Here is a 24,309-nt window from a genome sequence, read left to right on the forward strand (position 1 = left end):
TGCATTTCTTACCTCAATAATGATATGATGTACGCATATGTAAAACTATTAATTGTATAGCGTAATTTGAGTATGGAAGATTATTTTGGGGAATTTAACGATAGATCCGGTGCATCTGAAGAAGCGCGCCAGCGGCTGGATTTTGAGGACGCTCAACGTGAGGCCGCTGGTATCCAAGTTGGACGGATTCCCCGTTTCCTGAACAGTGACGCACGCGAGGCTATTGCCGAGCGCTCTGGTGGCGGGCGGGCTTCGCGTTCTTCGATGTCCGCTTTGGATATCCTGCTTCTCAGCGATCCCGAATATGCACAGATGCACCAAGCAGCTTTGGATGAAAACCGGATAGGACAAGCGGCTGTGACAGACTTGCATGATCGCATCGCGCAGGTCATGGCGAAGATCGATAGCAGGATAGATGAAACGCTTGATCAAGCCGTCACGCTCCCCGATGGCCGCAAGGCTTTCATGAACGAAGACGGCTCGGTTTATACCGCCGATGGTGAGTTGGTCGATCCGGCTATTGCCGAAGGCTATGATTGGGAAGGCCGCCCCGGCTACGAAGCCTATCTGTCACTGACGCAAGACAAGGCCACTCTGGGTCAATTAGCCAAAGAAAACGATGCGATCGGTTTGCGTCTTGGGGAAATTGCGGATCGTTTGGAAGACGCGGACAAGCCACCGACCAAAGACGAAATTACTGACATTCATGAGCAACAAGAGGCTGATATCAAACGCGTGAAGGAGATTGATGCCCAAGTTCAAGAAGTCGAAAGTCGCATGACAAACGAAGTGGCTGCGCCAGGCATGAGACAAGACACATCCCTTGCTTCAGCGCCCAAAGTAGACAGCTTGAATTTTTAATCAGCTTTGTATTTGAACGATCCGCACTCTTTCTCGGCAATGAACATGATGATTGAGAGCGGATGAACATCCTGATTTTTTGCCATTATTTCGAGAATGTACTCCTCAGCACCCGAGCGATTGGAATCATACCAATTCCCAATGCACTTGCCCTGTGCCGTGTCATTTTGATTGGCGATGAAGTTCGCTGTCATCAGTGAGACTTGGATATAGCCGGATTTACTTGCGGCTGGCTGCTTTAAAAATTCTTCAGCCGTAAACCGACCTTCTGCATACGATGGCATGCAAAAAAGCAGAATTCCTAAGCAAAAACTTGCGGTTAAGACGCGTTTTATGCCGATCATAATTCATGGATTCTGATAAAACGACGATAAGCCTAGAACAAGATTTATGCAAAACTCGAAAGGCGGGGTTTCCGCCCCATTCGAACTTTGTTGAGGCCGAAAATGCCTCCCCGTTCCGCCTGCTCAAAAAGGATGGTTTTTGTGAAGCGGAGAGCGCGTCATGACCGAAGAAAAAACCTCGGGCCGTCGTGTGGGCTATGCGCGCGTCAGTACCAAAGATCAGCGCCTTTCGATGCAGTTGGATGCCCTTCAGAACGCAAAGTGCAGGCCGATCTTTGAGGATCATGGCGTATCAGGAGCGAAAGGAAGCCGCCCAGGATTGGATGCCTTGCTATTGGACATCAAACCCAATGATACGGTCGTCGTCTATAAGCTCGACCGTCTTGGACGCTCTGTGCTCCACCTCTCCGATCTGCTTGTGAGGTTTCAGGAAGAGCACATTCATTTTATGTCACTGTCAGAGGGGATAAACACCGCGACGCCAGGCGGCAAACTCGTTTTTCACCTCTTTAGCGCCTTTGCCGAATTCCAACGCGATACGATCCTCGAGAACACCCTCTGCGGCCTCGAAGCCGCGAAGAGGCGCGGCAGTCAATTAGGTCGCCCGCGCATCCTGGGTCCGCAAGCGATTGTTGAAGCCCACCGTCTCATCATGGCCGGAGAACGCCGCGATGACATCGCCGACATGCTTGGTGTGTCTCGGATGACGTTGGACAGGGCCATTAGGCGCTTGGGTTTGGATTGTGCGCCGTGATGAACAGATGATCACACGCCTGTATTCTTGCTGCAGCAAAAATGGAGCGCCGCTTGGCGCCCCGTTCTTACTTAGCTTCTAGGATCGTCCAAAGGTCGACGCATAACGATGCGGCCATTGATGGGGACGACTTCAAACTGGAGCGTGAAGCCTTTATCGTCCTTGTGTTTCCATGCTGCTCCGACCTTGTTCCAGAAAGACTTTTCGCCTTTGTCGATGACGTGCCAGGCCAGAAAGTCCGGTGCGTTGGTCGGTTGGTTGGTTTGGTCTTCATTCGAGTTTGCCATGATTTCCTCCTTGGGTTCGGGTTTGGCTCGTCTACGCCGTTCCGATAGACCGGACGGAGAAGGCCTCGCGGTCATGTCCAACACGGGTGAGCGGATACGCGAACAGGCGCGGGCAGGCACTTGACGGCAGGCCACGTTCGGTCAGGACGAATTGCGATAAAAGACGGGCTTTCCCGAAGCCCATAGGCGGATCACTGGCTTCTTCTGCACTTAAAACCAATCCATCCAAACAACGCGCCGTTTGCGTTGCCCTCCTCGCTCGGGTCTGAGGCATTTCGGTTCTGGCATGAGCTGATCTGCGGATGACAAGGAACGCTGCGCTTTCCTGCTCCACGATTGATGTTGCGCCCCTGAAGGGTGTTTCAACCGATCAGCCCCTGCGCCTCCCGATCCCATGACGACCCGAACGGCTCGGGTCCAAAGCGAAACGGAGGTTGTTATGAGAGGATGGATTGAACAAGACGCACTGCGAAGACTGCGCGATCAGGAGCTTTATGGGCTTCGCTCACTGCTCTTTCGCGCTCTGACATGCCCGCAGATTGATCCTGCGGATTTGCCTGCAATCCGGGCCACATTGGCCGCTATCGAGGCCGAATTGGCATGGCGCAGCCGCGCTCCGTCTCCTGCGCCTTAGCGGAGACGGCCGAGCCCGAATAAAAGCCTTTATTCGGGCTCGGCCAAAATGGCATCATCGATCCGGCGAAGGCGACGACGAATTGCCTTGGATTCGGATGCGCTAACTTCTTTTGCGTCATTCAGGGCTTCTGTGAGTTCACGGGTTTTCTCTGGAAGATCGGCTCTAGATTTTTCTTCAATATTTTTGAATTCTTCTGTAAGCGTTGGCAGCACCCCACGTTGCCCGTCTTGATCCGGGTTGCGACTTGATACGCATCTCAATGTTGGGAGTGCGTTTCGCAATGTGTGCTACAAATTCGTTTCTCAAATCCCTTGGTGTCGAGTTCTATGCGTCGGGTCAACGTCGATGGCCTGATGAGGTGAAAGCGCAGGCTGTCGCGGAAACGCTGGCACCGGGCGCCACGGTCAACAGCGTGGCGGCGTGTTACGGAGTGAAGCCGAACCACCTTTCGGCATGGCGCCGGTTGGCCAAGCAGGGCAAGCTGATCCTGCCCGCCGCCGAGACCGCTGAAGAAACTACTGCCTTCGCACCACTCGTGCTTTGTGAGCCAGCTGCCGCTCAGGCTCAGGAGGTTCCATCGCGATCGACCGACATGCTCCACATCGTCTTCGGCGATGTGACGATCGATCTGGCAGCCGACACGCCCGCGGTGCGGGTGGCGGAGATTGTTCATGCGCTCGTGGTTTCATCTTGATGCTGCCGTCGCACAATGTCCGCATCTTTGTGGCGACGCGGCCGGTCGACTTCAGGAAGGGCCACGATGGGCTTGCCGCGCTGACGCAATCGGTGCTGAAGGAGGACCCGTTCACCGGCGCTGTGTTTGTCTTCCGGGCCAAGCGAGCGGACAGATTGAAGATCTTGTTCTGGGATGGGTCCGGGCTGGTGATGGCCTACAAGCGGCTTGAAGAAAATACGTTCACCTGGCCAGCCGTTCGTGACGGCGTGATGACGTTGAACCGGGCGCAGTTCGAGGCCCTGTTCGCCGGTTTGGACTGGCGCAAGGTCAAGGCTCTGGAGACCAGCCGGCCCGCTGCGGCAGAATGAATCAGGTACCGGAAATGGCGGGCATCCGCAGCCGCCCCGGGTTATTCTCGACCCATGCCTTCCACTGTCGCCATCGATCTTTCCGCGATCCCCGCTGACCAGCGTGATGCTGTCGCCGCGCTCCTGCGGGAACGGGATGCGCTCAAGGAGATCAACAGGCGCCTGGAGCACCTGGTCGCGGAGTTGAACCACGCGGTTCACGGCAAAAGGTCGGAGAAGCTCAGCGAAGACGAACGGCAACTGGCCTTCGAAGACCTCGAGACAGCCATCGCCGAGGTTGAGGAAAGCCAGGATACGCAGCTCTGCTCTGAGGGCAAACCCCGCCGTCCGGCCCGTCGCAATCGAGGCAACCTGCCGAAGGACCTTCCGCGCATTGAGCATGTGATCGAACCCGACAACCTGCAATGTCCCTGCGGCTGCGGCGTGATGCACAAGATTGGCGAGGATCGCACGGAGCGGCTGGATATCGTGCCCGCACAGCTGCGCGTGATCGTTACCGTTCGCCCCAAATACGCCTGCCGCTCCTGTACCGACGGCGTCACCCAAGTGACGGCACCGGCTCACCTCATCGAAGGCGGTCTGCCGACGGAAGGCGCCATTGCGCATGTTCTGGTTGCCAAGTACGCGGACCATTTGCCCTTGCACCGGCAGAGCCAGATCCTTGCCAGGTCGGGCATCGATATCCATCGCAGCACGCTGGCGGATTGGGTCGGTACCGCCGCGTTCCACCTCGCCCCGGTGGTCGACCGGCTGGCCGAGCACCTGAAGGTGTCGACCAAACTGTTCATGGACGAGACGACGGCGCCGGTGTTGGATCCGGGCCGCGGTAAGACGAAAACCGGATATCTATGGGCCTTGGCCCGAGACGACCGGGCCTGGGGCGGGGACGATCCACCCGGCGTGGTCTTCTTCTATGCGCCTGACCGCCGCGGAGAGAACGCGGAGACATTCCTGCGTGGCTTCGACGGGGTCCTGCAACTCGATGGCTACCAAGGCTACAACTGCCTGACGCGCTCGTCCCGCAAGGGCGGCGAGCCGATCCGCGTGGCTCATTGTTGGGCGCATGCACGGCGGAAACTGAAGGAGGTCTTCGACCGCGACGGCTCCGAGATCGCCGCCGAAGGCTTGCGCCGGATCGCCGAGTTCTACAGGGTCGAGGCCGATATCCGCGGCACGGCGCCAGGGCAGCGGCTCTCGGCCCGGCAGGCCCGCACCGCGCCTCTGGTTGCCAACTTCGGGGAATGGCTGCAAAAGCAACGGCTCCGGGTCTCCGCCAAGTCACGCCTCGGCGAGAAACTCGCCTATATCCATCGTCACTGGGACGGTTTACAGACCTTCCTTCACGATGGCCGTGTCGAGATCGATAGCAACAGTGTCGAGAATTTGATCCGGCCAATTGCCCTGAACAGGAAAAATGCATTGTTCGCCGGCCATGACGAGGGCGGCCGCACCTGGGGCCGCATCGCATCCCTTATCGAGACCGCGAAAATCAACAACGTCGAGCCCTTCGCCTATCTCAAGGCGACCCTCGAAGCCATTGCTGGCGGCCACCCGAAAAGTCGGATCGATGAACTCCTGCCATGGAACTTCAAGCCGTCAAGTTGAAACCCTGTGGGACGCAAACAGCGCCTACATTCTTCTCGTTGGCTAGAAGATATCTCTGGCTCGTATTTTGTTCTTGCATAGAGGGAAATACCGTCCAGGCAATCATCTAAAGCTTTTAGCGCTAAAATAACATTTTGCCGCGCAGTTTCTATGCGATGGGTATCACGCATCAATTTCTGATGGGTTTCGAGCTTGCTGGCAATGCTAAGACACTGGGACGACATATTGTGAGCCCATTGCGGGTCAACTGGTGTTGAAGCATTTCCAAACTCACCCTCGTCATCAAAATCGTAAAGGTGGTTCATAATCTCACGCAGTAGTGAATCCACCTCCTTCTCCATGTATCTGGCACGTCCCTCAATTCCCTTTAGTCGGCTGACTATGGCGGAGCGCGCTGCAATATCTTGCTGCAGTTTCATTTTTTGAAGCTGAAGCCATGCTGGGCGGGCGGCGACAAAGGCCGCAATAATCGCAAGCCCCGCACCTGTTAGGGTTTGGTATTCGCTGAAGGTGCGCACGATGATGCAGAGTTTCGTCTCACATACTGCTGCCGGGTCGAGCGGGACGATCATCGCGTTGGCTGTGGCCAGTATGACGAATGTAAACACGCTTAGTGCGCCGATGAGCGGATAGTTCAAACGAGCCCCCATAGCTTCAACCCCTAGTGGCGCATGGCTATACTAGAACTTCGGGCGAAAGGCGACTTGCACAGCAAGGCGCTAGCCGATTTTGAGCATTCAAACGGACAAAACGTCTCAAAAAATTCAAAGGGGCTTTGCCCCCGCTACGGGACAAGGGGAACCGAGGCACAGGCGGAGCCTTGCGCCCGCACCATCCCCTTGCGCTTATTCGCTTTCCCTTGCACCCCCACATTCGCCATGTGGCAGAAGGGCAAGAGACTTGCCCTTCCAATCAATCAAAACAGGTCGAGTTGTGAAGGTATTGAATCCAGCTTCTGCAGATGGATGAAATCATTCAGCAGATGGGAGAATTTCAGGCTGATAGCCACATGCACACCGTCACAGATCCTTGGACTGGCCTCGGGTTGGTGCTTTTTCCTATATTCCGTCAGGTTCCTTGCCGCCCTGCGAAAACCGCTGATATCTCCGCGCAGCCCTTCCATGATATCTGCGCGGATTTTTGAGAGAGCAGCCGTGCGTTTTGGCTCTGGCAGCCTGTGCGCGGTGTCGATTTCTTCTACCCTATAGCCGCGCTTCTCGAATTTCTGCGCATAGGCGCGAATTTGTTTCAAGGTCGGTACGGTGCCGCCAAGCAGGTAGTACCAAGGATGCCCAGCGGAATATCCGCCGCATTCTAGTTCGATTTCGATTGAAGTGGTTTGTGTCATGATCCCTCCTCCTACGCGCAGCGATAGATGAGGGTTTCACCGGCAATCACCGTCTCGGTGTAATCCACCGACAGATCACGGGCGATTGCGTCATAGTCGAGGTAGTATTGCAGGCGTTCGGGGATCTCCCCGAACAGACCTTCTTCGACAAACTGCTCGGCCAGCTCACGCATGCTGGACACATAATAGATATCCAGATCAACGCCGCTGATATGGCCAAGGACACGTTCGATGTCGTAGCCGCATTCACCAACGGCTAAAATCACCGTTTTCTTTTCGTCCTCGTCCAGTTCGTCTACAGCGCTGAAATAGCTTTTCAGATTGGCCTGATTGATCCCGTAGGCTTTTGCGAGTTCGCAATCGATGTCTTCTCCATCGATAAACTGGATCTCGAACTCTTCGACGCGTTCGCCGTAGTGGTTCACGGCCTTCGCAGCCTTGGCCTGATAGTCTTCAAAACTCTCGAAGTAAAAGCCGTTTGCTGAAATGTCATAGGGCTGAGCAAAGAGATAAGTCATTGATAAATCCTCCAAATAGAAAGTGGGTTGTTCATGCAACCCTGCTTCCGGCTGAGGATGGAGATGGGAGGGGCTAAGGAAAATCGATGCTGGGTGGTGCGGGCGCAGGCAAAGCCGAGCCACGGCCAGCGTCTATTTTCCTTGCGGGGAGAAAGAGGCAAAGCCTCTTGGCTTCCCCGACAAACGGGAAAGCGCTGCAAAGCAGCCCAATACTCATGCGTCAGGGATGTAAGCCGAATGGCCGAGACATCAGGCTCGGTTCACGACAGCCCGCCCGGACGGCCAAACAGAACCGGCCATCAAAGCGGCCAATTAGCGCTTAAGCTCTTATGCATTTGTGTGTGTACGACCTTGGAGTGAGGCTACCAGCAGATCAACCAGTGCGGAACGTTGCTCCCGGCTCAGCTTATCGAGATTGCGTTGCCGCCAACGCACCGCTGGAAGATCAGCAACGTGTGGGATCTTCAATAGCTCCCAATTCGGTTCGCCGCGTTCAAAACCGATTAAGAATTCACGGTGGCGATCCGGCATTTCGCCGATCAACTTCGCAATCATTTCATTTTGGGTTTCAATCAGCTCTTCGATTGTCACATCCTTTTCCGTCATTCCTTCGAAGCCATTGCGGTATTCGTTGGCCAGGTCTTTAACGCGACCGGAAAGCACCTCGCCCATGGGTCGGTTGTGGCTCAGCAGATAGACGACAAAAGCCTCGCGCAACTCGTCGGTCAGCCCCTCATTGGCAAGCAGGTCTCGGACGTCGAAGAGATCGCGCGGATGCTGACGATCCAACGCTGCCACCAGCTTGCCGGCATAAAGGTCTGCGAAAGACACAACGCTTGTTTCTGCGTAGCCGAAGGCTTCTTCCACGGCTTCAGTCACCGGAATTGTCGATGGCTCATGGACCACACCGCGTAGTACCGGCGAGACTTCAATTTTCACCTGCGTCCCATCTGCCATGACCAAAAGGCGCAGAATTGTTCCCTCGCTGACATTCTCTGAAACCCGAGCACCAGGCAATTCCTCCAACGCTGCAGCTTCGATCCGTTTCATGGCTGCGTCAATTTCGGCCAGGGCTTTCGGCCTCTCATGCATTGGGAGATACATGAGGTCTATATCCACCGAAAGGCGCGGCAGGTTGCGAACGAAGAGATTGATGGCTGTGCCGCCTTTGAGCGCAAAGCAGCTCTCGCGCGCCACGATGGGCAGAAGGCGCATGAGGAGCCGGACCTGACTTTGGTATTGATCACGAAACGGCATCGAGGTCCTCCGGCACGGTTATCAAGTAGACCGGATCAAGCTTCCCTCCGGAAACAAGCATGCGTTTGCCCTTCCCGAGATCGATTGCCTCTTTGTCCAGTCGCTTGAGCCACGCATGACGATGGCGATCCGCAAAGAAAAAGAAGAGGCGCTTCACTTTCACGCTGTCGCAATCGACGAGCAGTTTTTGCAAACGCCTCGGACTGAAATTTGCCGCGCTTTGCATGATCATGTCGGCCTGATGAAAACTTTCATGGCTCGGCAATTCATCGAGCATTTCGAGATAGGCGCGTTCTGGCTGGGAAAGCGTTAGGGGCCAATCCCATTGACCCCACGTGATCGTAGACAAACTACCGCCCTGAAAGCGGGTCAGATCGCGTCCACTTCCATCCGCTATATTCCAGGCAAGACTGCTCAGTCCGAATGTGATGGGATCGTTCCGGAATAGCGTTGCGCTGTTGTGATAGACAAAGCGCTGGGGGAGGTTCAACTTTTTCAGCCATGCAGGTGGTTTCTTTGGCCCGTAGAGGTGAACGCTCTTGGTCTCGTGCGAAAGGTAATGAGCGAATCCCTGTAGTTGCAGCGCTGTTCGCCCGCCGACGATAAGCGGCGTTCTCAGTAGCAAGGTCTGGAGCGATATTACGACTTGTTGCCAGCTTAGACTGCCGCGTGGTCGTTTGTAGACGCTGCGAACGGGTTGCTCCAGCCATCCGTTTTTGACGTAGTAAGCGCGCAGATTGCTGGCTATTCCGCGTTCTTCCAGCCAAGCGGCATCAACGACCAGCCCTTCAGGCAGGTCCTTTTCAAGTCGGTTTAGCAATGAAGAATTATGCTCAGCCATACTGAGCATATTACATGATTTTCAAACCAAACTCAAGTTTGAAAAATTGACAAAAAACTCAACACAATTGAGTAGATAGATGAAAAGCCAAACCGCATTTTACCATCGCAATTGTTCACCCAGTGCAATCAAGCACAAAGCCGAACGAAAGCGGCCGAACGGAACTTCGAAGCTGCCAAGTTACTCACGGCATCCAATTAACGTTGGGGTCAAGTGGGACGTACCAGATATCCCTAACTTGGGTATCATTGCTGTACGGTGTCGGGTCGGCGTCCCGCACTCGGAAAGTGGTCGGAATATTCACAGAGTTGCCAAAAATGAGCGCATGCTGCTTCGGCAATGACGGCAACCGCCTCAGCACCGTTTCCGAAATGAATGGAGTCATCTGCCGGATCTGGGAAAGATCGTCAGGGTTCTGAATGCGATGAATAATGAAATTGTTACACTGAGAGAGAACCGTCTTCGAAAGTTCGCTTGGCCTCTGGGACGCCACGATCAGAAAAGCACCATATTTTCTTCCCTCTTTTGCAATTCTTTGGAACGTAATGCCCGCATCAATAGCAAACCGGCTTGGCCTCTCCGAAATATAGCGGTGCGCCTCTTCCAAAATCAGATGAACCGGCATGGCGTTGCGCGGATCAGCACGGCGCATACGATCAAAAATCAAGCGGGCAACAACTGCTGAGGCAAGCTCGACAATCTCGTCAGATGCATCGTTGAGATCGATAATGCAAATCTGGCGCTCTTTTTTATATCGTCCGCCATCTACAGCGATCCCGAGCAAGCGATCCACATAATGCGTCGGTTCACGGTCGTGATCTTGCAATGCGTCAACATCGGCCCGCAGAAACTCATAATCAGGATTGTCGATCACAGACTTGAGCCGTGTGACCAACTGCGAGCAATATTCTCGAATTTGCTTGTTACCGTTGGCTTCCTCGTAGAAAAGCGCAAGGTCGAGCGCGGCCTGAAGCCTCTCGAATGAAAACGGGGTATTCCCGTAACCCGGAAGCACGGGTTCATCTTGTTCATGCTCCTTGAGAAGTTCTAAGAGTGCGTCATAGTTGGCTGTCGTCTCTTGGTGCTGCCCATCCCGAAATTGCCCGTAATAAACAGTCAAACCCACCGAGACTGTTTCCTTCGATATCTCGTCGGTCCAAAATGTATTCAGAAGAGCATGAATACGATCCGCTTTGCTCGGGGAACTGGCGTCGCTATGCAAAATGGAAAGAATTATCTTTGCCAAGACGTGATTACGGATCGCGTTAAGGCCGTTCTCGGCTCCTTCGCCTTCAACCATTTCTTGTTCAGGCGTTTCCTGAAACAGAGTCGTCAAACCAAGCGCGGTACGGAGCGCGGGGAGTTGCGATTTTTCGCTCGCCCGCAAGAGCAATGCCCATTCATCGACACTCATAAACCAGTGCGGAAGTTTGAATCGGTCTTTTATCTCCGCCTCTCGCCTTTTGTCGGAAGGATCGAGGATCGGCATATCGGGCTCAGTTGCCTTGAGATAGCAGGATCTAATCCAGGCAGGGAGGCTATCGAGCGCCCGCCGATACTCACCGTTTACGTCGAAGATCACGAATGCTGCGCCCAGTGCGGCAAATGCCTCCGGCTTCATGAACACAGACTGGAAGATAGACGCAACGGTACAGGACTTGCCGCTTCCCGTGTTCCCAAGCACGGCTACGTGACCGCCGAACAGTTCATCAAGGCGCGATTTAACGGGATAGCCTTTGAAAACGGCAGACGTGCCGATTTCGATGTTATGCGGGACGCTGCCCTGTTGCTCGGTGCCCCTTGCGTCCTTTTTAGTCTCGATTTCAGACGGCAGTTCGACATTAAAGATACGATCGAGATCTTCGTCCCGCGCGTAGAGGGCGTCTGCATAGAGCGGCGGAAACGTCGAAACTCCAAAGCGAAAGCTCCCGCCCTTTATGGGCATTGATCCCACCGGAACTACATCAAGAAATTTGGCGGAAGAGGTTTTGTCTAATTCGGCTTGAGACACGTGGGGCTGTGCGTTATCCTTCTCGCGAAGCCCGACAATTTCGAGAACCACATATTCGGCCTGCATCGGAACCGTGAGATAAGATCCAAGGGTTGCCACGTAGTGGATGTCGTCGAAGCCAACTATGGTGAAATTATCACTACCACCGTGCAGCTCGACAACTAAGCGATCAGCCGAAACGCTGACGATCTTCCCGATGGCGCGGCTCGCATCATCCCTGCCCATCTTCAGTGTCCTGTCGCTTGGCAAGAAGCGCCTGCAATGTCTTCTCTATTGTCTGGTCAATCTTCTGATCGGAGCTGGTGGGCATTAGATGATTGACGACACCGTCAAAATAATGGGCCTTCTTCCCCGCTTCTATGCCGTCGCCCCAAATGAACCAGATACGTGGGTCCCCAAGTGCTGCAAGCTCACGAGTAATGTCATTCGTCTCAGGATCCATGAAGGCAACTACCCTGAAGCCCGGCAGTGTCAGCCCTTGGAAAATGATGTTGTTGACGTGTTCGTCTCCAAAGCTGAATCCTAAGACCACTAAGACGCTCTGATCTTGGACGACCTGTCTTTGGAATTCGCGGAACATATCTGAGTACGGCGATCCGAAGCTCGCCGTCTGTTTCGATGGTGTGGGGTAGATCATAACTCGATCCTTGGAAGGATCGATCGGCGCATGCGTTTCACGGATAGGATAGAGACCCGTATCCTGTTCTATCCAGTTGACGGAGCCGTGCAACTTGCAAAAGTGCACGAAACCATCAACGGCGGCCCAGCGACGGGAAGTGATGTCCAACTGCTCCGCTAGCGCCAGCCTGTAGGTGGCAGGGTTGAACCTGCGTTCGACTGTTCCAGAGAAACCGTTCGAGTAAGATATGCCTGCTCGATCCATCGCGCATTCATTGAATAGATCGTAATTGGTCGAGAAGACCCAAGGCGGCGCGAGGCCGCGCGCGCGTGTCGCCAAAGATTGATAAAACCGCCGATAGAGAGCGACGACGCTTTCGTCGCCGTTTGAGAAAGGCCCTGTTGTGCACTTTTGAAGAACGAACTTCTTGATGCCGACGATTATACTTTCCACTAGCGGGGCGGCAGCACTCAGCTCTTCCTTATCGCTTGTTTTGCAGAACTGATGGGTGTTTATAAGAATAGCCATCATCTGCTCCAAGTTGCCTTTCACTTCATCGGAGGAAAGATCAATCCCGAGCTTGTCGTATATTTCCGCCTTGTGCGCCGCACTGACGAAAGCTTGCCCTGCTTCGGCGTCAGCGGCGAGTAAAGCTTGAAATTCTTCCGCCAGGAATTTCATCGTAGGAATTCCTAGCTCGTTGCCATCCTTCCGCAAGGACGAACAACCTGACCCCATTAAAAAGGACAGATTCTTCGAGCCGAAGACATCCGCCATCTGCCTCTGAATGATTTCAGCCTTGTCCTCCCAGGAACTGTCGTCCTTGAGCTTTTCGAATTCGTTGCGGCTTCCTTTGAGAAAATTCATCGTTCACCCCACTCTCTTCACAAGGGTTGCGGAGTTAGGATCGTATTTAAACGTGGTAATGGTTCCGTCTTTGATCTTCTCGACAGCTTCGTCGATGGCGGCTAGCGGGACCAAAAACCACTCCCGAGGCACTACGGGGTTGCCAAATCGGTCTTTGATCTCAATGTCCAGCCGCGCTGGATCAAAGATGCGATGGATCAGATTTTCGAGCTTCGTACGATTGATGTTGTAGAGTTCGTAGGTTGCGACAACATCGACATCAGCTAGCAAGAAAGTCGCGTCGATCTTTGCGTTAGCGATACGACGCTCGACCTTGCCACTTGTCACGCCGATCTTATGGAGCACATTGCGATGATCCTTCACAATTGGAAGGTCAGACTTACTGCGAAGCACGTAGATCGTGCCGCTCGCTTCATCGCCATCGGCGGTGTGGTCTGCGAATAGCGGTCCTGCTGACGAGTCAGTTATCCGCCGGCCCGCATCATCCTTATGAAGTGCTCTTTGGAGGGAACGCATCAGCATGTTGCTCTCGGTCCCGTTATCAAAGATCACACGTAGACGAGCATCGGTCATGCCCTGTGCTGTAAGGAATGCCTCATCCATTTCGGCGACATAGGCTTTCTGTCCGCTCACGATGAAAAAACGCCCTGGGGCGATCTCAGCCTTGCGCTCGAAAGACCGTGTGGTCCGAAGCCCTGTATCAAGTTCGTTCTGAACTTGATCAAACAACGGCTTGAAGCGTTCGAAATCTTCGCACTTCTGCCGATTGGCGATCTCTTCCGCAGCCTTCTTTTCAGCATGGGAACGTACATGGCGAAGTTCAGTTAGGTCCGCCGGTTCAGCCTCGACGCCAAGTTCAGCAAGAAGCGCATCGTCGTCTATGTCGTCATCAACTGCCGCCACGACAGGAGCGCTGGCTGTGAGTAACCCCTCGTGGTCGATGGGCTCAAGCAGAGGCCTAAACTCACCCAGTTCCCTCAACCGATCTAGGCGAACGGCATAAAGGCGTTCGAAGATGTCCTTGTCTTCGCCGTGTTGCGGCGCATGACCATGTTCGTCGACGAAGCGCTGAATTTCTGCAAAACCCGCAATGACCCGTTCTTCTTGAGGTGTTTTGGCGGCGACCTTCTTGGACTCGACCTCGACACCGAGTTCGGCTAGCAACACGTCGTCTTCATCGGTGAATTGCTTAGCCATTCGCGGCCTCCGCTTTCATGCGGGCAAGGAAGGCTACACCTTCAGCCATACGTTTTTCCCAGGCATCCGTGGATGTAATAGAAGGAAGGCGACCGCGTTCCTGCTTAAACTTTAGAGCACGCTTAGCAAGATCACGCGCCTCATCGGGGGTCAGATTTACCCTTTTGCTGGAAATAATCGCGGCAACCTGCTTCAGGCTCTCTTCGCTCATCGTCTTCGCGAGGATCGCGTAGGCTTCACCGAACGGATTGATCCGATCGATCAAATCGATATCAAGCTCACGGACATCCATCGCGTACTTTCGAACGCCATCGATAAGCGCGGTATTTCCTTTTTCTTGATTATCTCCACCGACGGCGATTTCCTTAGCCTTCTGGGTAAGATTTAGCGCTGCAATTGCATGCTGCCGAACAGCCTCTTGATCTTCGTCATCGAGATCCGGGAACTTATCTTTGACGATCTTGCCCATGCGCACTTGCGTCAGTTCTTCAGGTAGGGTTTCGCCACCAGCATGATCCCCGTCGAACAATCCTCGCTCAAGCGTTTGCTTATCCTGGACAAAGGCTGTGATGACCTCGTTCAAATCCTCTTTGCAGATACGCTCGGCTTCCTTGGATTTTGGTTCAGCAAGGCCTTTTATTTCAATCTGGAACTGCCCGGTTTCTTCATTGAAACCTACGTTGGTTTTCTCCGGGTCGTAACCGCCTTCACCGTAGTCAAAGCCTTGCACTGGCCCGCTCTTAGGCGTCTTCGGTGTGAAGTTAAAACGCGGGGCGAGCACCTGCTCCATAAGCAGGCTCGCCGCTATGGCTTTCAATGTGTCATTGACGGCTTCTGTCACAGCCTCTTCAGAAGCGTCGGGCTCAGCAATGAGGTTCGTAAAACGCGCGCGAGACTTACCCTCAGCATCGCGCGTTGCCCGCCCAATGATCTGGACAATTTCGGTTAGACTCGCTCTATAACCGACCGTTAGCGCGTGCTCGCACCAGATCCAGTCAAATCCTTCCTTAGCCATACCAAGTGCGATGATGATATCTACATGGTCGCGATTGTTTTTCTGATCTGGGTTTTTGAGCGCAGCGGAGACTTTATCTCGTTTTGCGGCTTCATCATCGACCAGATCGGCTACTTTTAGAATCCGTCCCAGCGGTGTTTTTACTAGCTGAAAGCCGGTAGCGGGATCGGTACCTTGCCACTCACCTAAAGCGTCAATGATGTGCTCAACTTCGCGGTGCTTGTCCTTCGTACTCTCCCGCGAGTTCACGCTTGGAATATGGATGATCGTTTTCTCGTTTGGATCGAGCACGTTCAATATGTCATCGGCATAGGAGCCCGAATAGAAAAAGTAACCAATATCCAGCGCTTTCAGATACTTATATCCGTTGAGCTGCTCATAGTAGGTGTAAGTGACGCTATCGAATTTTTCTTCATCTTCAGGCGAAAGAACCGCTTCCGCATCGCCGCGAAAATAAGAGCCCGTCATCGCGATGATATGGGTTTTATCACGCGCAATGAATTCGGCGAGATGTGCACCAAGCTTATTATCCGGATTTGCCGAGACATGATGAAACTCATCAACGGCGACCAACCGTTCATCGAACGCCTCGACGCCGAACTTATCGACAGCAAAACGGAACGTGGCATGGGTACAAACGAGCACGCGATCATCGCTCTCTAAAAAGGCTCCGAGCGAGTTCACCTTGCCACCATCAGTACCAGGCGCGTTGCATAGGTTCCATTTCGGTTCGACGTTCCAGTCCCAGTAGAAACCAAAATCTGTCAGCGGCTCGTTGTTGAAACTGGACCCGATGGATTTTTCCGGAACGACAACAATCGCCTGCTTCAATCCCTGATTATGAAGCTTGTCGAGAGCAATGAACATCAGTGCTCGGCTCTTACCCGAGGCCGGAGGAGATTTGATCAACAAATACTGCTCGCCGCGCCGCTCATATGCCCGTTCCTGCATCACGCGCATTCCAAGTTCATTCGACTTGGTGGAGGTGCCTTTCTGGCCGTAAGTGACGGAAACTGAGGGAACGGATTTATGGTTCATTTCTTATATTCTTTCGCTGTTAAATTGCCTTTTGTCCAAGCCTCTTCAATCAATTGATTATTGGCTAAAAAAAATTCGCCGCCGAGTGAGCGACCATCCGGCTCTCTGCAGAGTACATCTTGCATAGCTCGCTCTCCCGCCTTGGCGTGCTCAGAAGTTGCATAAGGGTGAAAACCGGAATTTGAGCCGGAGTGATGAATCTTCCAACGGAACGCACAGCGGGGCAAAGCACGGTTGTGATCATCACAACGTGTTTGCGGACTCTTAGAAAAGCCCGCTTTCACAATTGCTTTATCGTTGGCCGGTTCGCCGAGAAAGGCATCCGTATCGCCTTCAAGCTTTAGAATGTAGAGGTGCTTCGGCCCCTCAGATTCTCGGGTTACGAACGCATTTTGCGAGACGGGGCCTGCTTTGCTCGGCGCAAGAATTTCCTTGGCTCCTCCTGGAGTCGAGCCAATTATCTCCGTTTCTCCGTAGACATCAGTCTCCTGGAGATCCAAGCGCAATATATTTAAGGCTTCCTGTTTGGTCAGCCGAACCCCGCGAGCGCCAATATGTTGCCAAGCTTCGGTCTCGGTAGCCTCCGGCGCGAAGTCCCGCACATTGATGCGGCTCTCAGGCGTAACGCGCCATGCGCGGGTCGCCTTGACGGCATAGTTCCATTTATGCGTTCTTTCGGGATCTCTTTCTTTTGCATTCCATTCATGTGGTGCCATGAATTGGCGCGCATGCCCTAACTGGTGCGAGCATTGTTGAATGCCGATAACCTGGCCAAGTTCGTCCTTGGAGGCTTGCCCTGCACCATACACAACGACCAAGACGCCAGGCTTGCTCCCTTCTAGGAAACTCTTCCTGCGCCCTTCGTCGGCAAAACCAAGCAGTCCCCATTCTTCAGGGCGAAATCCGTAGAAGCTTGTCAGCCAAACATTCGGCGGGTCCGAATAGATTGCCTCCATCGGCGACATAACTTCGGAGGGCTCGTGCAATTCTTCAAAACGCTGGATGCTTCCGTAGGCTTCAACAATAAGCTTCGGCGCAGACGTCATTATTCTATTGCCAGGCGCATCCCACCCGTGCACTTCGAACATGTTTCGGTAGCTGCCATAATAAGAATTTGCGATCTTCTGGATCGCTTGTGCATCGCCACCTTGATTATAATTCGGGACTTTCGCCATCATGCGGACCTCCGGTCAAATCGACGAAGGAACAGGCGGGCAGTAATCAAACTTGTTTGAAGTCTAAAAGTCGCATCCTCTTCTTCCGATAAACCGGGATGGCCGCCATGTGGATGCATCCGATTCATCAGACCCTGAACAAATTGCGGTTTCTGATTGCTTGCGTTCCATTCATTGTAGTCGCTAAGCAGAAACGGCGGAGTGACTCCATCGCCTAGATAATCGCGTTTCGCCTTGCTATTCTGCGGACCTGAATAGCCAAGCCGATCCGATATTTCATTCAGATAGTCCTCATAAAAGTTTCGCAGCTCACCGTTTGCCGAAGACCATTCACCTCTGCTGAAAGCGGAAATCGCTCTTTTGAGATGTCCCTTTGCTACGGTGAACCCATGACGATCCAGAAGCTCTTCGACTTCGCTTTCGGCTTCCCGAAAATCCAGCTCCGGAACGTCGGAGGGAAGCATCCGGACAACCTGAACCTCGGTTTCAATCTCGGGAGTCCCCCACGGGTATTCCGCTTCTATTTCAGTCTTTGACTCCACTACCTCAAAGCCATCAAACCGCAGGCCTGCAACAAATCTCTTCCAGCAATCCAATTTCTTCACACTCTGCGGGGCTTTAGCCGCCCTCTCAATCAGAGCCCTTGCGAGGCTTTGCTGTCCTGTCTCTGTTAAAACTTCAAGCGGCTCCTCAATCGCAATTTTTGCCAGACCTGCCACCCGCGCAGATTTGCTACCGGTCGCATAACGCCCCGCAATTCCCCATTCCACTTCGAGGATTTCCATGTCGCTATGCGCATTGAAGGCGGAAATCACTTCTGCAGCAGCAACTAATGTCATGCGGTTGAATTCGGTCATGCCGCCCCCTTTGCCTTCGGGGTCGTGGTCATCTTTGTGTAAAGCTCAAACAGCTTTTCCAAGCGCTCGGTGTCATTCTTGAAACGGCGACCGATATAAATGCGCTCTAGCGTTTCATCATTGCGCTCATGCGCAGCCCGTAGATCCGCAGGCATGTTGTTTGGATCGTAGAGATCGGCAATGGTCGCCGGAAAATGTGCCTCGCGGGCCAAGAGAATATCTTCGGCACAACGTGTTAGGTCTTCTTTGTTTTTCTCGGTAAGTTTAGGAACCGGAAAAGTATTCCACCCCATCGTATTGGAGTATCGAAAATCGGTTTTCATTTTGCCACAAACCGTGGCGATCCAAATCAAATGAATGCGCGATGCTATCAGCGCCATATTCCAGAGTGGAGCATCATAAAGAGCGAATGCTTGATTAGTGGTAACAGCGACCGACGACTTTATTTCCGTCGGTATAAACTCTCTTTGCTCGGAAGATACCGTGGGAACTAGAATTAGATGGCTCTGAGCCGTGTTGCGATCACGGTATTGGTGTGGGCGAATAGCAAGTTTATTGAGGGACTTGTCACGACTAGAATCTCGTGTGTCGCGCACGGCTTCTATTCGATGAGCAATTATAGGTTCACTCAATGCTAGATCCAACTGATCGTCATCAATCCATAGACAAAATCGTGACAATCCTTTGATGAACTCCTGTGCTCCGTACACAGGTCTAACTAAGCCGGATAAATCAGGGCGTCTATCAATGAGCTCTCTTTTCTCAAGCCCATTCAAAGTAAGGTGGTTGCCGTCGCCTGGATAATTTCCGTAGTTCATAGAATTGAGTTCAGATAGCGGTTTTGAATTTTTTCTAACGATAAAATCCGCTGCGGGGACTAGGTACGCATTAATATTTGGAACTGCTTTTACAATCGTTCTGCCATCGTCTGACAATGAAAAAAGCTTTTTTATCGGTCGTGAGTGATTAGAAATTCCAACAATTGCTACCGTAACGCCGGCATTATGTGCCGCAAGATTTGCCCATTTAAAACTTGTATGAGCAAATGCAATTTCATGTCCTGTATCAAAAATAAGCGGCCACAATATTGGAACCAACTGCCCCTGGCAGATCGAATTGGTAGACACGAAGGCGGCTGCCGACTCAGTTTGAAGTCCATAATCGGCTGCTTTCATGAACCAGCCCGCTACATAGTCTAAAGTTTTCCAGCTGCTGCTGCGCCCCTCGAATATTCTTTTTAGATCCTCTTTCTGTTCCTTTTGCTGCTCTCTAGAGCCTAGATACGGTGGATTCCCGCAGATATAGGTTTCGCCACCTTCATTCTCAAAGTCTATTTGAGCCTGGTCGAGCGGCGAATGAAACAAATCATCGGCATGGTGTTTCACGCCAGTTCCGGTTGGTGGACAGATACTCAGCCAATCCAGGCGCAACGCATTCCCGCAGGTGATCCAGTTCATTGCATCCAGGGGGAGAAAGTCGGCAAGCGCTTCTTTCTGACCGCGATAGTGAACGTCAGACTGATACTCGGCGATAATCAACGCCAACCGTGCGATTTCGGCGGGAAAGTCTCTGAGCTCAATCCCGCGAAAATTGGTCAACGGAATATCGGTAGGTCGATCCCTCTCATCCCGGCGGCGATTAATTTCCGCTTCGATTTCCCGCATCTGCTTATAGGCAATGACGAGGAAGTTCCCTGAACCGCAAGCCGGATCAAAAACCCGGATGCGGGCCATGCGTTTTCGCAGGTTCAGAAGCTTTTGCGGGCTATTACCTGCGTCTTCCAATTTTTGCCTTAGATCATCGAGAAAGAGCGGATTCAGCACCTTCAAAATGTTCGGGACGCTGGTGTAGTGCATTCCAAGCGCACCGCGTTCCTCATCGTCCGCCACCGCCTGGATCATCGACCCAAAGATATCGGGATTAATCTGCTGCCAATCGAGTTTACCGATATGCAGAAGATAAGACCGGGCAATACGACTGAAACGCGGAACCTCAGTTGAGCCCGAGAACAAGCCTCCGTTCACATAAGGAAACCCGTTGGCCCAACGCGGAAGTTTTGCGGTGCCCTTATCTTCGGTCTTCGTATTCATTGCGCGAAACAGCTCGCCAATCACCTCATGGGTGTTGGAGCTATCGTTCGCGCTCATCTGCTCAATGGTGGCGGTGAACAGGTCTTCGCCGTGAAAGATGTCAGTGTCTTCCGCGAAAAAGCAGAAAATAAGCCGCGCCATGAAATGGTTCATGTCATGCCGGCGTGCAGCGGTTCCCCATTCGGGATTGTCTTTCAGAAGCTCGACATATAGCCGGTTAAGGCGACCCGTCGCCTTGATATCAAACGAGCTTTCACGGATTTGCTTGACGGTGCTGATACCGGCGAGCGGCAAAAAGAAGCCAAAATGATCGGGAAAACTCTCATATGAACAAGCAACGGTCTCGCCAGACGCCAGATCTTCGGCCTCAAGTTGCTCGCCGTCTGTCGCCAAAACGAACTTGGCCTTGGCCTTTTTGGTTGCCGGGCTTTCCTTAAGCTCGGTCAGCGTCTGAGTGACCTCACCAGGATCGCAAACCTTGATATGAATGTTGCTCGTTTGGAGGACGCCGCCGAGGTCGGACTTGTTCGACGAACCGCTGCGCAGGCGCTTGATGGTGGTCGCCTTATTCCCAAATGCCTCTAAGAAGGCGAACGGAAACTCCTGGGCATCAAATGACTGCTCAGCAAGTGCGGAAATGGCTTCTTCAATTTCAACGGCGTTCAATTTCTGTCCCTGGCTTTATTGTTTTCGGCTCACGAAAGCCCTTCTTCAAAAAATTCATCATCCACTTTTTTGAGAGATAAGACATCCTCTTCGCGGCACCCGATGTTGTAGCGGATCATGAGCTTTGCGAGTTGGTGTCCATCGATCAAAACGATCCGCATCCCCAGGTCTTTAGCAGTCTGGGTCGCGCTAGGGCTAAAGCTGGATGTCGTGAAAAAAATTCCTTTTTGCGCTTTTTTTAGATTGAGCGCGCCAAAGAAGTCCCGGATATCTCCCGCGCCGACGTTATTCTTTTCAGCATAGCGCTTTGCTTGGACATAGATTTGGTCAACGCCTAAAGGGTCTTGATCAACAACGCCATCAACACCGTTGTCACCTGTTTGTCCAAGTGCACGGGCCGCATCTTCCGATGTGCCGCCGTAGCCCATCGCCAAAAGCAGATCAACAATCAGATTTTCAAAAAACTGAGGCGTTGCTGTGCGCACTTTCTCCAGGAGATCTGCTGCCAATGCCGAGTTAATCTGGCGATGTGCGGCGCGTATGATTTCGTCCGGAGTAGCATCCGCTTTATTTGAGGTTTCGGTGACATCATCTGTGACAGAATCAGAACCGCTTTTTCTGTTCTGAAACTCTTGGAATGCTTCGTATCTCCGCAGAAATTTTGCATCCACTCGCTTAGGCGGTTTTGCTAAGACTTTTCGGCCCTCGTCCGTCGCTACAAAATGACCTCTTTGCGGATAAGAAAGAAGACCGGCTTGCTTTAAATAAGTCTTTGCCCATTGGACGCGATTATCAAAAGTTCGCTGTTTTCCAGACGGCAGCAACTGCTCGCGCTCATCAGGGGAAAGTCCAAATTCATCAGCAAGCGCGGAGATCACGTCCTGAGTGTGAACAGGGTGAATTTCTGCGGCTTTCAGAACCGGTAACATCAACGATTGATAATCTGGGATCATGCGTTCTTTTTCTTCGTATCTGGTTGCCCTTCACTATTTTGATTCGAAGCGATGTAGTTACGCATGAACTCACGAATGACTTGAGACGCTGGCTTGTCCTGCTTTCGGCAAAGCTCCAAAAACTCTTGCCGAAGCTTCTGCTCAACACGTATGCGTAGCCCTGAATCTTTCATGCAGCCAGTGTAGCCATTGGATACACAAAGAGCCAATGAAATCGGCAAAAATGTCCACATTCAGCATCGATACAATGAAAGCATCCAATCCGCACAGGATTGGTCTCTATGAGATGGCCATGGGGTCTTCAGGGGAGCTTGGAAGCTCCCTTGCATGGTGGTCAATCGGCCGACGATTGTGCATGGTTCGGTGCAGGTGGAGAGGCATGTCTCCAAGTCCAGCGAGTGGGTTCAGGGCGGCGCGATAGCCTCCTGATCGATGGGTGCAGGGAGAGTGACATCTCCTGCGCGTGATCCATCGGAAAGACGATGGCGGCATCCAATCCGCGAAGGGTTGGTCTCAATGAAATTACCATGGGGGTCTTGGGGGAGCTTGGAGGCTCCTTCCTGAGTGGTGGTGCAGCGGCCAAACGCCTGCGAGCGATGGAACGGCGATAACGTTCTGCTGGCTCTGAGATGGGCTCAATGCCCTGGAAGAGCCAATGGCGTGAGGGGTGCACGGGGAGAATGGCAATGTCTCCCCTGCCAAGATAGGTTTTGTACTACAAAACACATCTTGCGTTCAGTGCTAGGGAAGAATTTTAGATTTCTAAATCATGACCGCTGGGAACCGGGTGCATTTTTTCGAAGAGTGCTTCCATTGGCTTTTTAAGCTTTCTGGCGGAAGCATGATCGAACGCCGTGCGCATGTTGTCATCCCGAGCCCAGGGATCGAAAGAGGCTTGCTGAACCGCAACCAAAATAAACTCCACACTCGATTTTATGCACGCGAGGTGCACCGGATTAACATTCGCTAAATCGGGCTTTCTATCCGTGAGAGATTGCCCATCCTTCAGGGCACGAAGAAGCTCTTCTACATCATTATTTTCGGCGGCCCTGAATATGTCAGGCGGCTCATCCGCAGTGTTACTATTCATTTTTAAGTTATGTTTAATCATTAAAATGAGTACCCTTTATAGTATTCTTCAAATATTAAGTCAAACTTTCCAATAAGTGATGCGTTTAGGCACTTTTTGATTGAAACTTTCCATCTATATTCCTTAAAGAAATCTTGCTCATCTTCTTCTATTTCTCCTTTCTGCTCTTTGATGTGCCGTTCCAAGCGAGACTTTTCCTCTGCTTCGATTGGAAAGTATTTTCCACCTCGTTCCTTTGGTGAATGAGCTGGCTTCAATACAGGGCTTGGAAAATCTAGTTCTATTTTGGGGTTTACCGACAAATATGCGAAAGCATCTTCCAGTGATTTGCTCTTTGTCTTGGGGTACATAAAGTCAAGCGTAATGAAACATAACTCTCCTTCTGCATACCCAATAGACTTAACCCCCTTAAATTCAGAACTGTAAAGCTTTATAAGTGAAATATGCTTAAATATACGCCCTCCAGTAATCCCTTTTTCTTCTGAGCAAACGACCGGAACTATAAATCCGTCATAGAAGACAATTTCACTAGGATCAATTATCGGATTTAATTTATCTGCGACTTTAGGTAGATATGCGACCCGAATGGACAGGACGTTACCGAAAACAAAGTCTACCCTCACAATTATTTGCTTAAACCAGGTTTCCGCTATTTCCGACGACATAAGGTACTTTGATTTGCCGGAAGTGTATAAATATGCAGCATAATCCTTGGCCTTCAAATTGTTGCTTTGATACATTTCCTGGAGAGATATAGCATTCAGCTTAGACTTAGAATGGATGACGACTTTTTGAGTTTTATCCAGCTTTCCTTCGATATCTAGCTTGCGAATAAATCGATCAATGAACAAAAATTTGTTGTCTGAGAGTTCAGTACCTCGTTCCCACGCTTCTAGATCTTGCCGACTAAGACGGCTGTCCCTTTGCAATATTTTCCCACTTTTTACCTCATCAAATTCACTCATTATCGCGTCGCGAATTTTCCCCCATCCATAACGCTTGTAGCCTAGTCGCTCTCTCTCATCTTCCTTGTATACAGATAACAAGACGAGGCCATGTGCTTTCCATTCTTTGGGAAAGCTCGGAACTAGATTTTCGCTCTCAACGCTAATTCTATTTGCGTTCGCGTGAATGCTAACGACATTTGCATTCTCCTGATCATCATCCGTCGTAGTCATTCTTCAGACCCGCTTTTTGCTTGCGTTGTCCCAGTAAAGGCCGCCCGCTCCACGCTA

24 protein-coding genes are annotated in these 24,309 nt (G+C 52.2%); 5 read left to right on the forward strand and 19 right to left on the reverse strand.

Going from position 1 to position 24,309, the window contains the following annotated elements:
- The first annotated feature begins 72 nt into the window (after nucleotides 1-72).
- Nucleotides 73-861 (forward strand): hypothetical protein, encoded by a 789-nt coding sequence (locus HEP89_RS04120; RefSeq protein ID WP_168691391.1) that lies wholly within the window; start codon nucleotides 73-75, stop codon nucleotides 859-861.
- On the opposite strand, the gene HEP89_RS04125 is transcribed toward HEP89_RS04120, so the two are convergent.
- Nucleotides 858-1,205, reverse strand: coding sequence for a hypothetical protein (locus HEP89_RS04125; protein WP_168691392.1), 348 nt, complete (start codon nucleotides 1,203-1,205; stop codon nucleotides 858-860). The two genes, HEP89_RS04120 and HEP89_RS04125, sit on opposite strands and share 4 nt — an antisense overlap.
- Nucleotides 1,206-1,365: 160 nt before the next feature.
- Between HEP89_RS04125 and HEP89_RS04130 the strand changes: the two genes are divergently transcribed.
- Complete coding sequence (locus HEP89_RS04130; RefSeq protein ID WP_168691393.1) at nucleotides 1,366-1,959, forward strand: recombinase family protein; 594 nt, start codon at nucleotides 1,366-1,368, stop codon at nucleotides 1,957-1,959.
- 71 nt (nucleotides 1,960-2,030) lie between these two features.
- Here the strand turns inward: HEP89_RS04130 and HEP89_RS04135 are convergent, their stop codons facing one another.
- A complete protein-coding gene (locus HEP89_RS04135) occupies nucleotides 2,031-2,246 on the reverse strand; it encodes a hypothetical protein (protein WP_168691394.1) in 216 nt (71 codons plus the stop codon).
- A gap of 663 nt (nucleotides 2,247-2,909) precedes the next feature.
- Nucleotides 2,910-3,095: a hypothetical protein gene (locus HEP89_RS04140; RefSeq protein ID WP_168691395.1), complete on the reverse strand. Its 186-nt coding sequence runs from the start codon at nucleotides 3,093-3,095 to the stop codon at nucleotides 2,910-2,912.
- 68 nt (nucleotides 3,096-3,163) lie between these two features.
- On the opposite strand from HEP89_RS04140, the gene HEP89_RS04145 reads away from it, so the two are divergent.
- The 3 genes from HEP89_RS04145 to HEP89_RS04155 are packed head-to-tail and all read left to right on the forward strand — an operon-like array spanning nucleotide 3,164 to nucleotide 5,532.
- A complete protein-coding gene (locus HEP89_RS04145; protein WP_168691396.1) occupies nucleotides 3,164-3,577 on the forward strand; it encodes a transposase in 414 nt (137 codons plus the stop codon).
- The gene (tnpB, locus tag HEP89_RS04150; protein WP_168691668.1) at nucleotides 3,571-3,927 is read left to right on the forward strand and encodes an IS66 family insertion sequence element accessory protein TnpB; all 357 of its coding nucleotides are present in this window, start codon (nucleotides 3,571-3,573) and stop codon (nucleotides 3,925-3,927) included. The genes HEP89_RS04145 and tnpB overlap by 7 nt, the downstream gene beginning before the upstream one ends.
- A 54-nt stretch (nucleotides 3,928-3,981) precedes the next feature.
- The gene (locus tag HEP89_RS04155) at nucleotides 3,982-5,532 is read left to right on the forward strand and encodes an IS66 family transposase (RefSeq protein ID WP_168691397.1); all 1,551 of its coding nucleotides are present in this window, start codon (nucleotides 3,982-3,984) and stop codon (nucleotides 5,530-5,532) included.
- On the opposite strand, the gene HEP89_RS04160 is transcribed toward HEP89_RS04155, so the two are convergent.
- The 16 genes from HEP89_RS04160 to HEP89_RS04230 all read right to left on the reverse strand — a co-directional run bounded on the left by HEP89_RS04160 (nucleotide 5,439) and on the right by HEP89_RS04230 (nucleotide 24,252).
- Entirely contained in the window at nucleotides 5,439-6,170 is a 732-nt protein-coding gene (locus HEP89_RS04160) for a hypothetical protein (RefSeq protein ID WP_168691398.1), read from the reverse strand. The genes HEP89_RS04155 and HEP89_RS04160 overlap by 94 nt on opposite strands.
- Before the next feature lie 278 nt (nucleotides 6,171-6,448).
- Nucleotides 6,449-6,880: a hypothetical protein gene (locus HEP89_RS04165; RefSeq protein ID WP_168691399.1), complete on the reverse strand. Its 432-nt coding sequence runs from the start codon at nucleotides 6,878-6,880 to the stop codon at nucleotides 6,449-6,451.
- An 11-nt stretch (nucleotides 6,881-6,891) separates the two neighbouring features.
- Complete coding sequence (locus HEP89_RS04170) at nucleotides 6,892-7,398, reverse strand: antirestriction protein ArdA (protein ID WP_168691400.1); 507 nt, start codon at nucleotides 7,396-7,398, stop codon at nucleotides 6,892-6,894.
- A 327-nt stretch (nucleotides 7,399-7,725) separates the two neighbouring features.
- Nucleotides 7,726-8,655, reverse strand: coding sequence for a nucleotidyl transferase AbiEii/AbiGii toxin family protein (locus tag HEP89_RS04175; protein ID WP_168691401.1), 930 nt, complete (start codon nucleotides 8,653-8,655; stop codon nucleotides 7,726-7,728).
- On the reverse strand, nucleotides 8,642-9,496 hold the full coding sequence (locus tag HEP89_RS04180; protein ID WP_168691669.1) for a type IV toxin-antitoxin system AbiEi family antitoxin domain-containing protein: 855 nt from the start codon (nucleotides 9,494-9,496) through the stop codon (nucleotides 8,642-8,644). The genes HEP89_RS04175 and HEP89_RS04180 overlap by 14 nt, the downstream gene beginning before the upstream one ends.
- 184 nt (nucleotides 9,497-9,680) lie before the next feature.
- A complete protein-coding gene (locus HEP89_RS04185; RefSeq protein WP_168691402.1) occupies nucleotides 9,681-11,732 on the reverse strand; it encodes a DUF87 domain-containing protein in 2,052 nt (683 codons plus the stop codon).
- Entirely contained in the window at nucleotides 11,719-12,993 is a 1,275-nt protein-coding gene (locus HEP89_RS04190) for an SIR2 family protein (RefSeq protein ID WP_209014437.1), read from the reverse strand. The genes HEP89_RS04185 and HEP89_RS04190 overlap by 14 nt, the downstream gene beginning before the upstream one ends.
- Before the next feature lie 3 nt (nucleotides 12,994-12,996).
- A complete protein-coding gene (locus tag HEP89_RS04195) occupies nucleotides 12,997-14,190 on the reverse strand; it encodes a GIY-YIG nuclease family protein (protein WP_168691403.1) in 1,194 nt (397 codons plus the stop codon).
- Nucleotides 14,183-16,243 (reverse strand): pseudomurein-binding repeat-containing protein, encoded by a 2,061-nt coding sequence (locus tag HEP89_RS04200; protein ID WP_168691404.1) that lies wholly within the window; start codon nucleotides 16,241-16,243, stop codon nucleotides 14,183-14,185. The genes HEP89_RS04195 and HEP89_RS04200 overlap by 8 nt, the downstream gene beginning before the upstream one ends.
- Entirely contained in the window at nucleotides 16,240-17,421 is a 1,182-nt protein-coding gene (locus HEP89_RS04205) for a hypothetical protein (RefSeq protein ID WP_168691405.1), read from the reverse strand. The genes HEP89_RS04200 and HEP89_RS04205 overlap by 4 nt, the downstream gene beginning before the upstream one ends.
- Nucleotides 17,418-18,275 carry a hypothetical protein gene (locus tag HEP89_RS04210; protein ID WP_168691406.1) on the reverse strand — a complete coding sequence of 286 codons (858 nt, stop codon included), beginning with the start codon at nucleotides 18,273-18,275 and terminating at the stop codon, nucleotides 17,418-17,420. Before HEP89_RS04210 ends, HEP89_RS04205 begins: the two co-directional genes overlap by 4 nt.
- The gene (locus HEP89_RS04215; RefSeq protein ID WP_168691407.1) at nucleotides 18,272-21,031 is read right to left on the reverse strand and encodes a class I SAM-dependent DNA methyltransferase; all 2,760 of its coding nucleotides are present in this window, start codon (nucleotides 21,029-21,031) and stop codon (nucleotides 18,272-18,274) included. Before HEP89_RS04215 ends, HEP89_RS04210 begins: the two co-directional genes overlap by 4 nt.
- A gap of 29 nt (nucleotides 21,032-21,060) precedes the next feature.
- Complete coding sequence (locus HEP89_RS04220) at nucleotides 21,061-21,984, reverse strand: restriction endonuclease (protein WP_168691408.1); 924 nt, start codon at nucleotides 21,982-21,984, stop codon at nucleotides 21,061-21,063.
- On the reverse strand, nucleotides 21,981-22,217 hold the full coding sequence (locus HEP89_RS29805) for a hypothetical protein (RefSeq protein WP_353622305.1): 237 nt from the start codon (nucleotides 22,215-22,217) through the stop codon (nucleotides 21,981-21,983). Before HEP89_RS29805 ends, HEP89_RS04220 begins: the two co-directional genes overlap by 4 nt.
- Nucleotides 22,218-22,738: 521 nt before the next feature.
- Nucleotides 22,739-23,095, reverse strand: coding sequence for a hypothetical protein (locus HEP89_RS04225; protein ID WP_168691409.1), 357 nt, complete (start codon nucleotides 23,093-23,095; stop codon nucleotides 22,739-22,741).
- Nucleotides 23,095-24,252 carry a hypothetical protein gene (locus HEP89_RS04230; RefSeq protein WP_168691410.1) on the reverse strand — a complete coding sequence of 386 codons (1,158 nt, stop codon included), beginning with the start codon at nucleotides 24,250-24,252 and terminating at the stop codon, nucleotides 23,095-23,097. The genes HEP89_RS04225 and HEP89_RS04230 overlap by 1 nt, the downstream gene beginning before the upstream one ends.
- Nucleotides 24,253-24,309 lie beyond the last annotated feature (57 nt).

The sequence above is a fragment of the Labrenzia sp. 5N genome, assembly GCF_012395805.1.
Taxonomy (GTDB): domain Bacteria; phylum Pseudomonadota; class Alphaproteobacteria; order Rhizobiales; family Stappiaceae; genus Roseibium; species Roseibium algicola.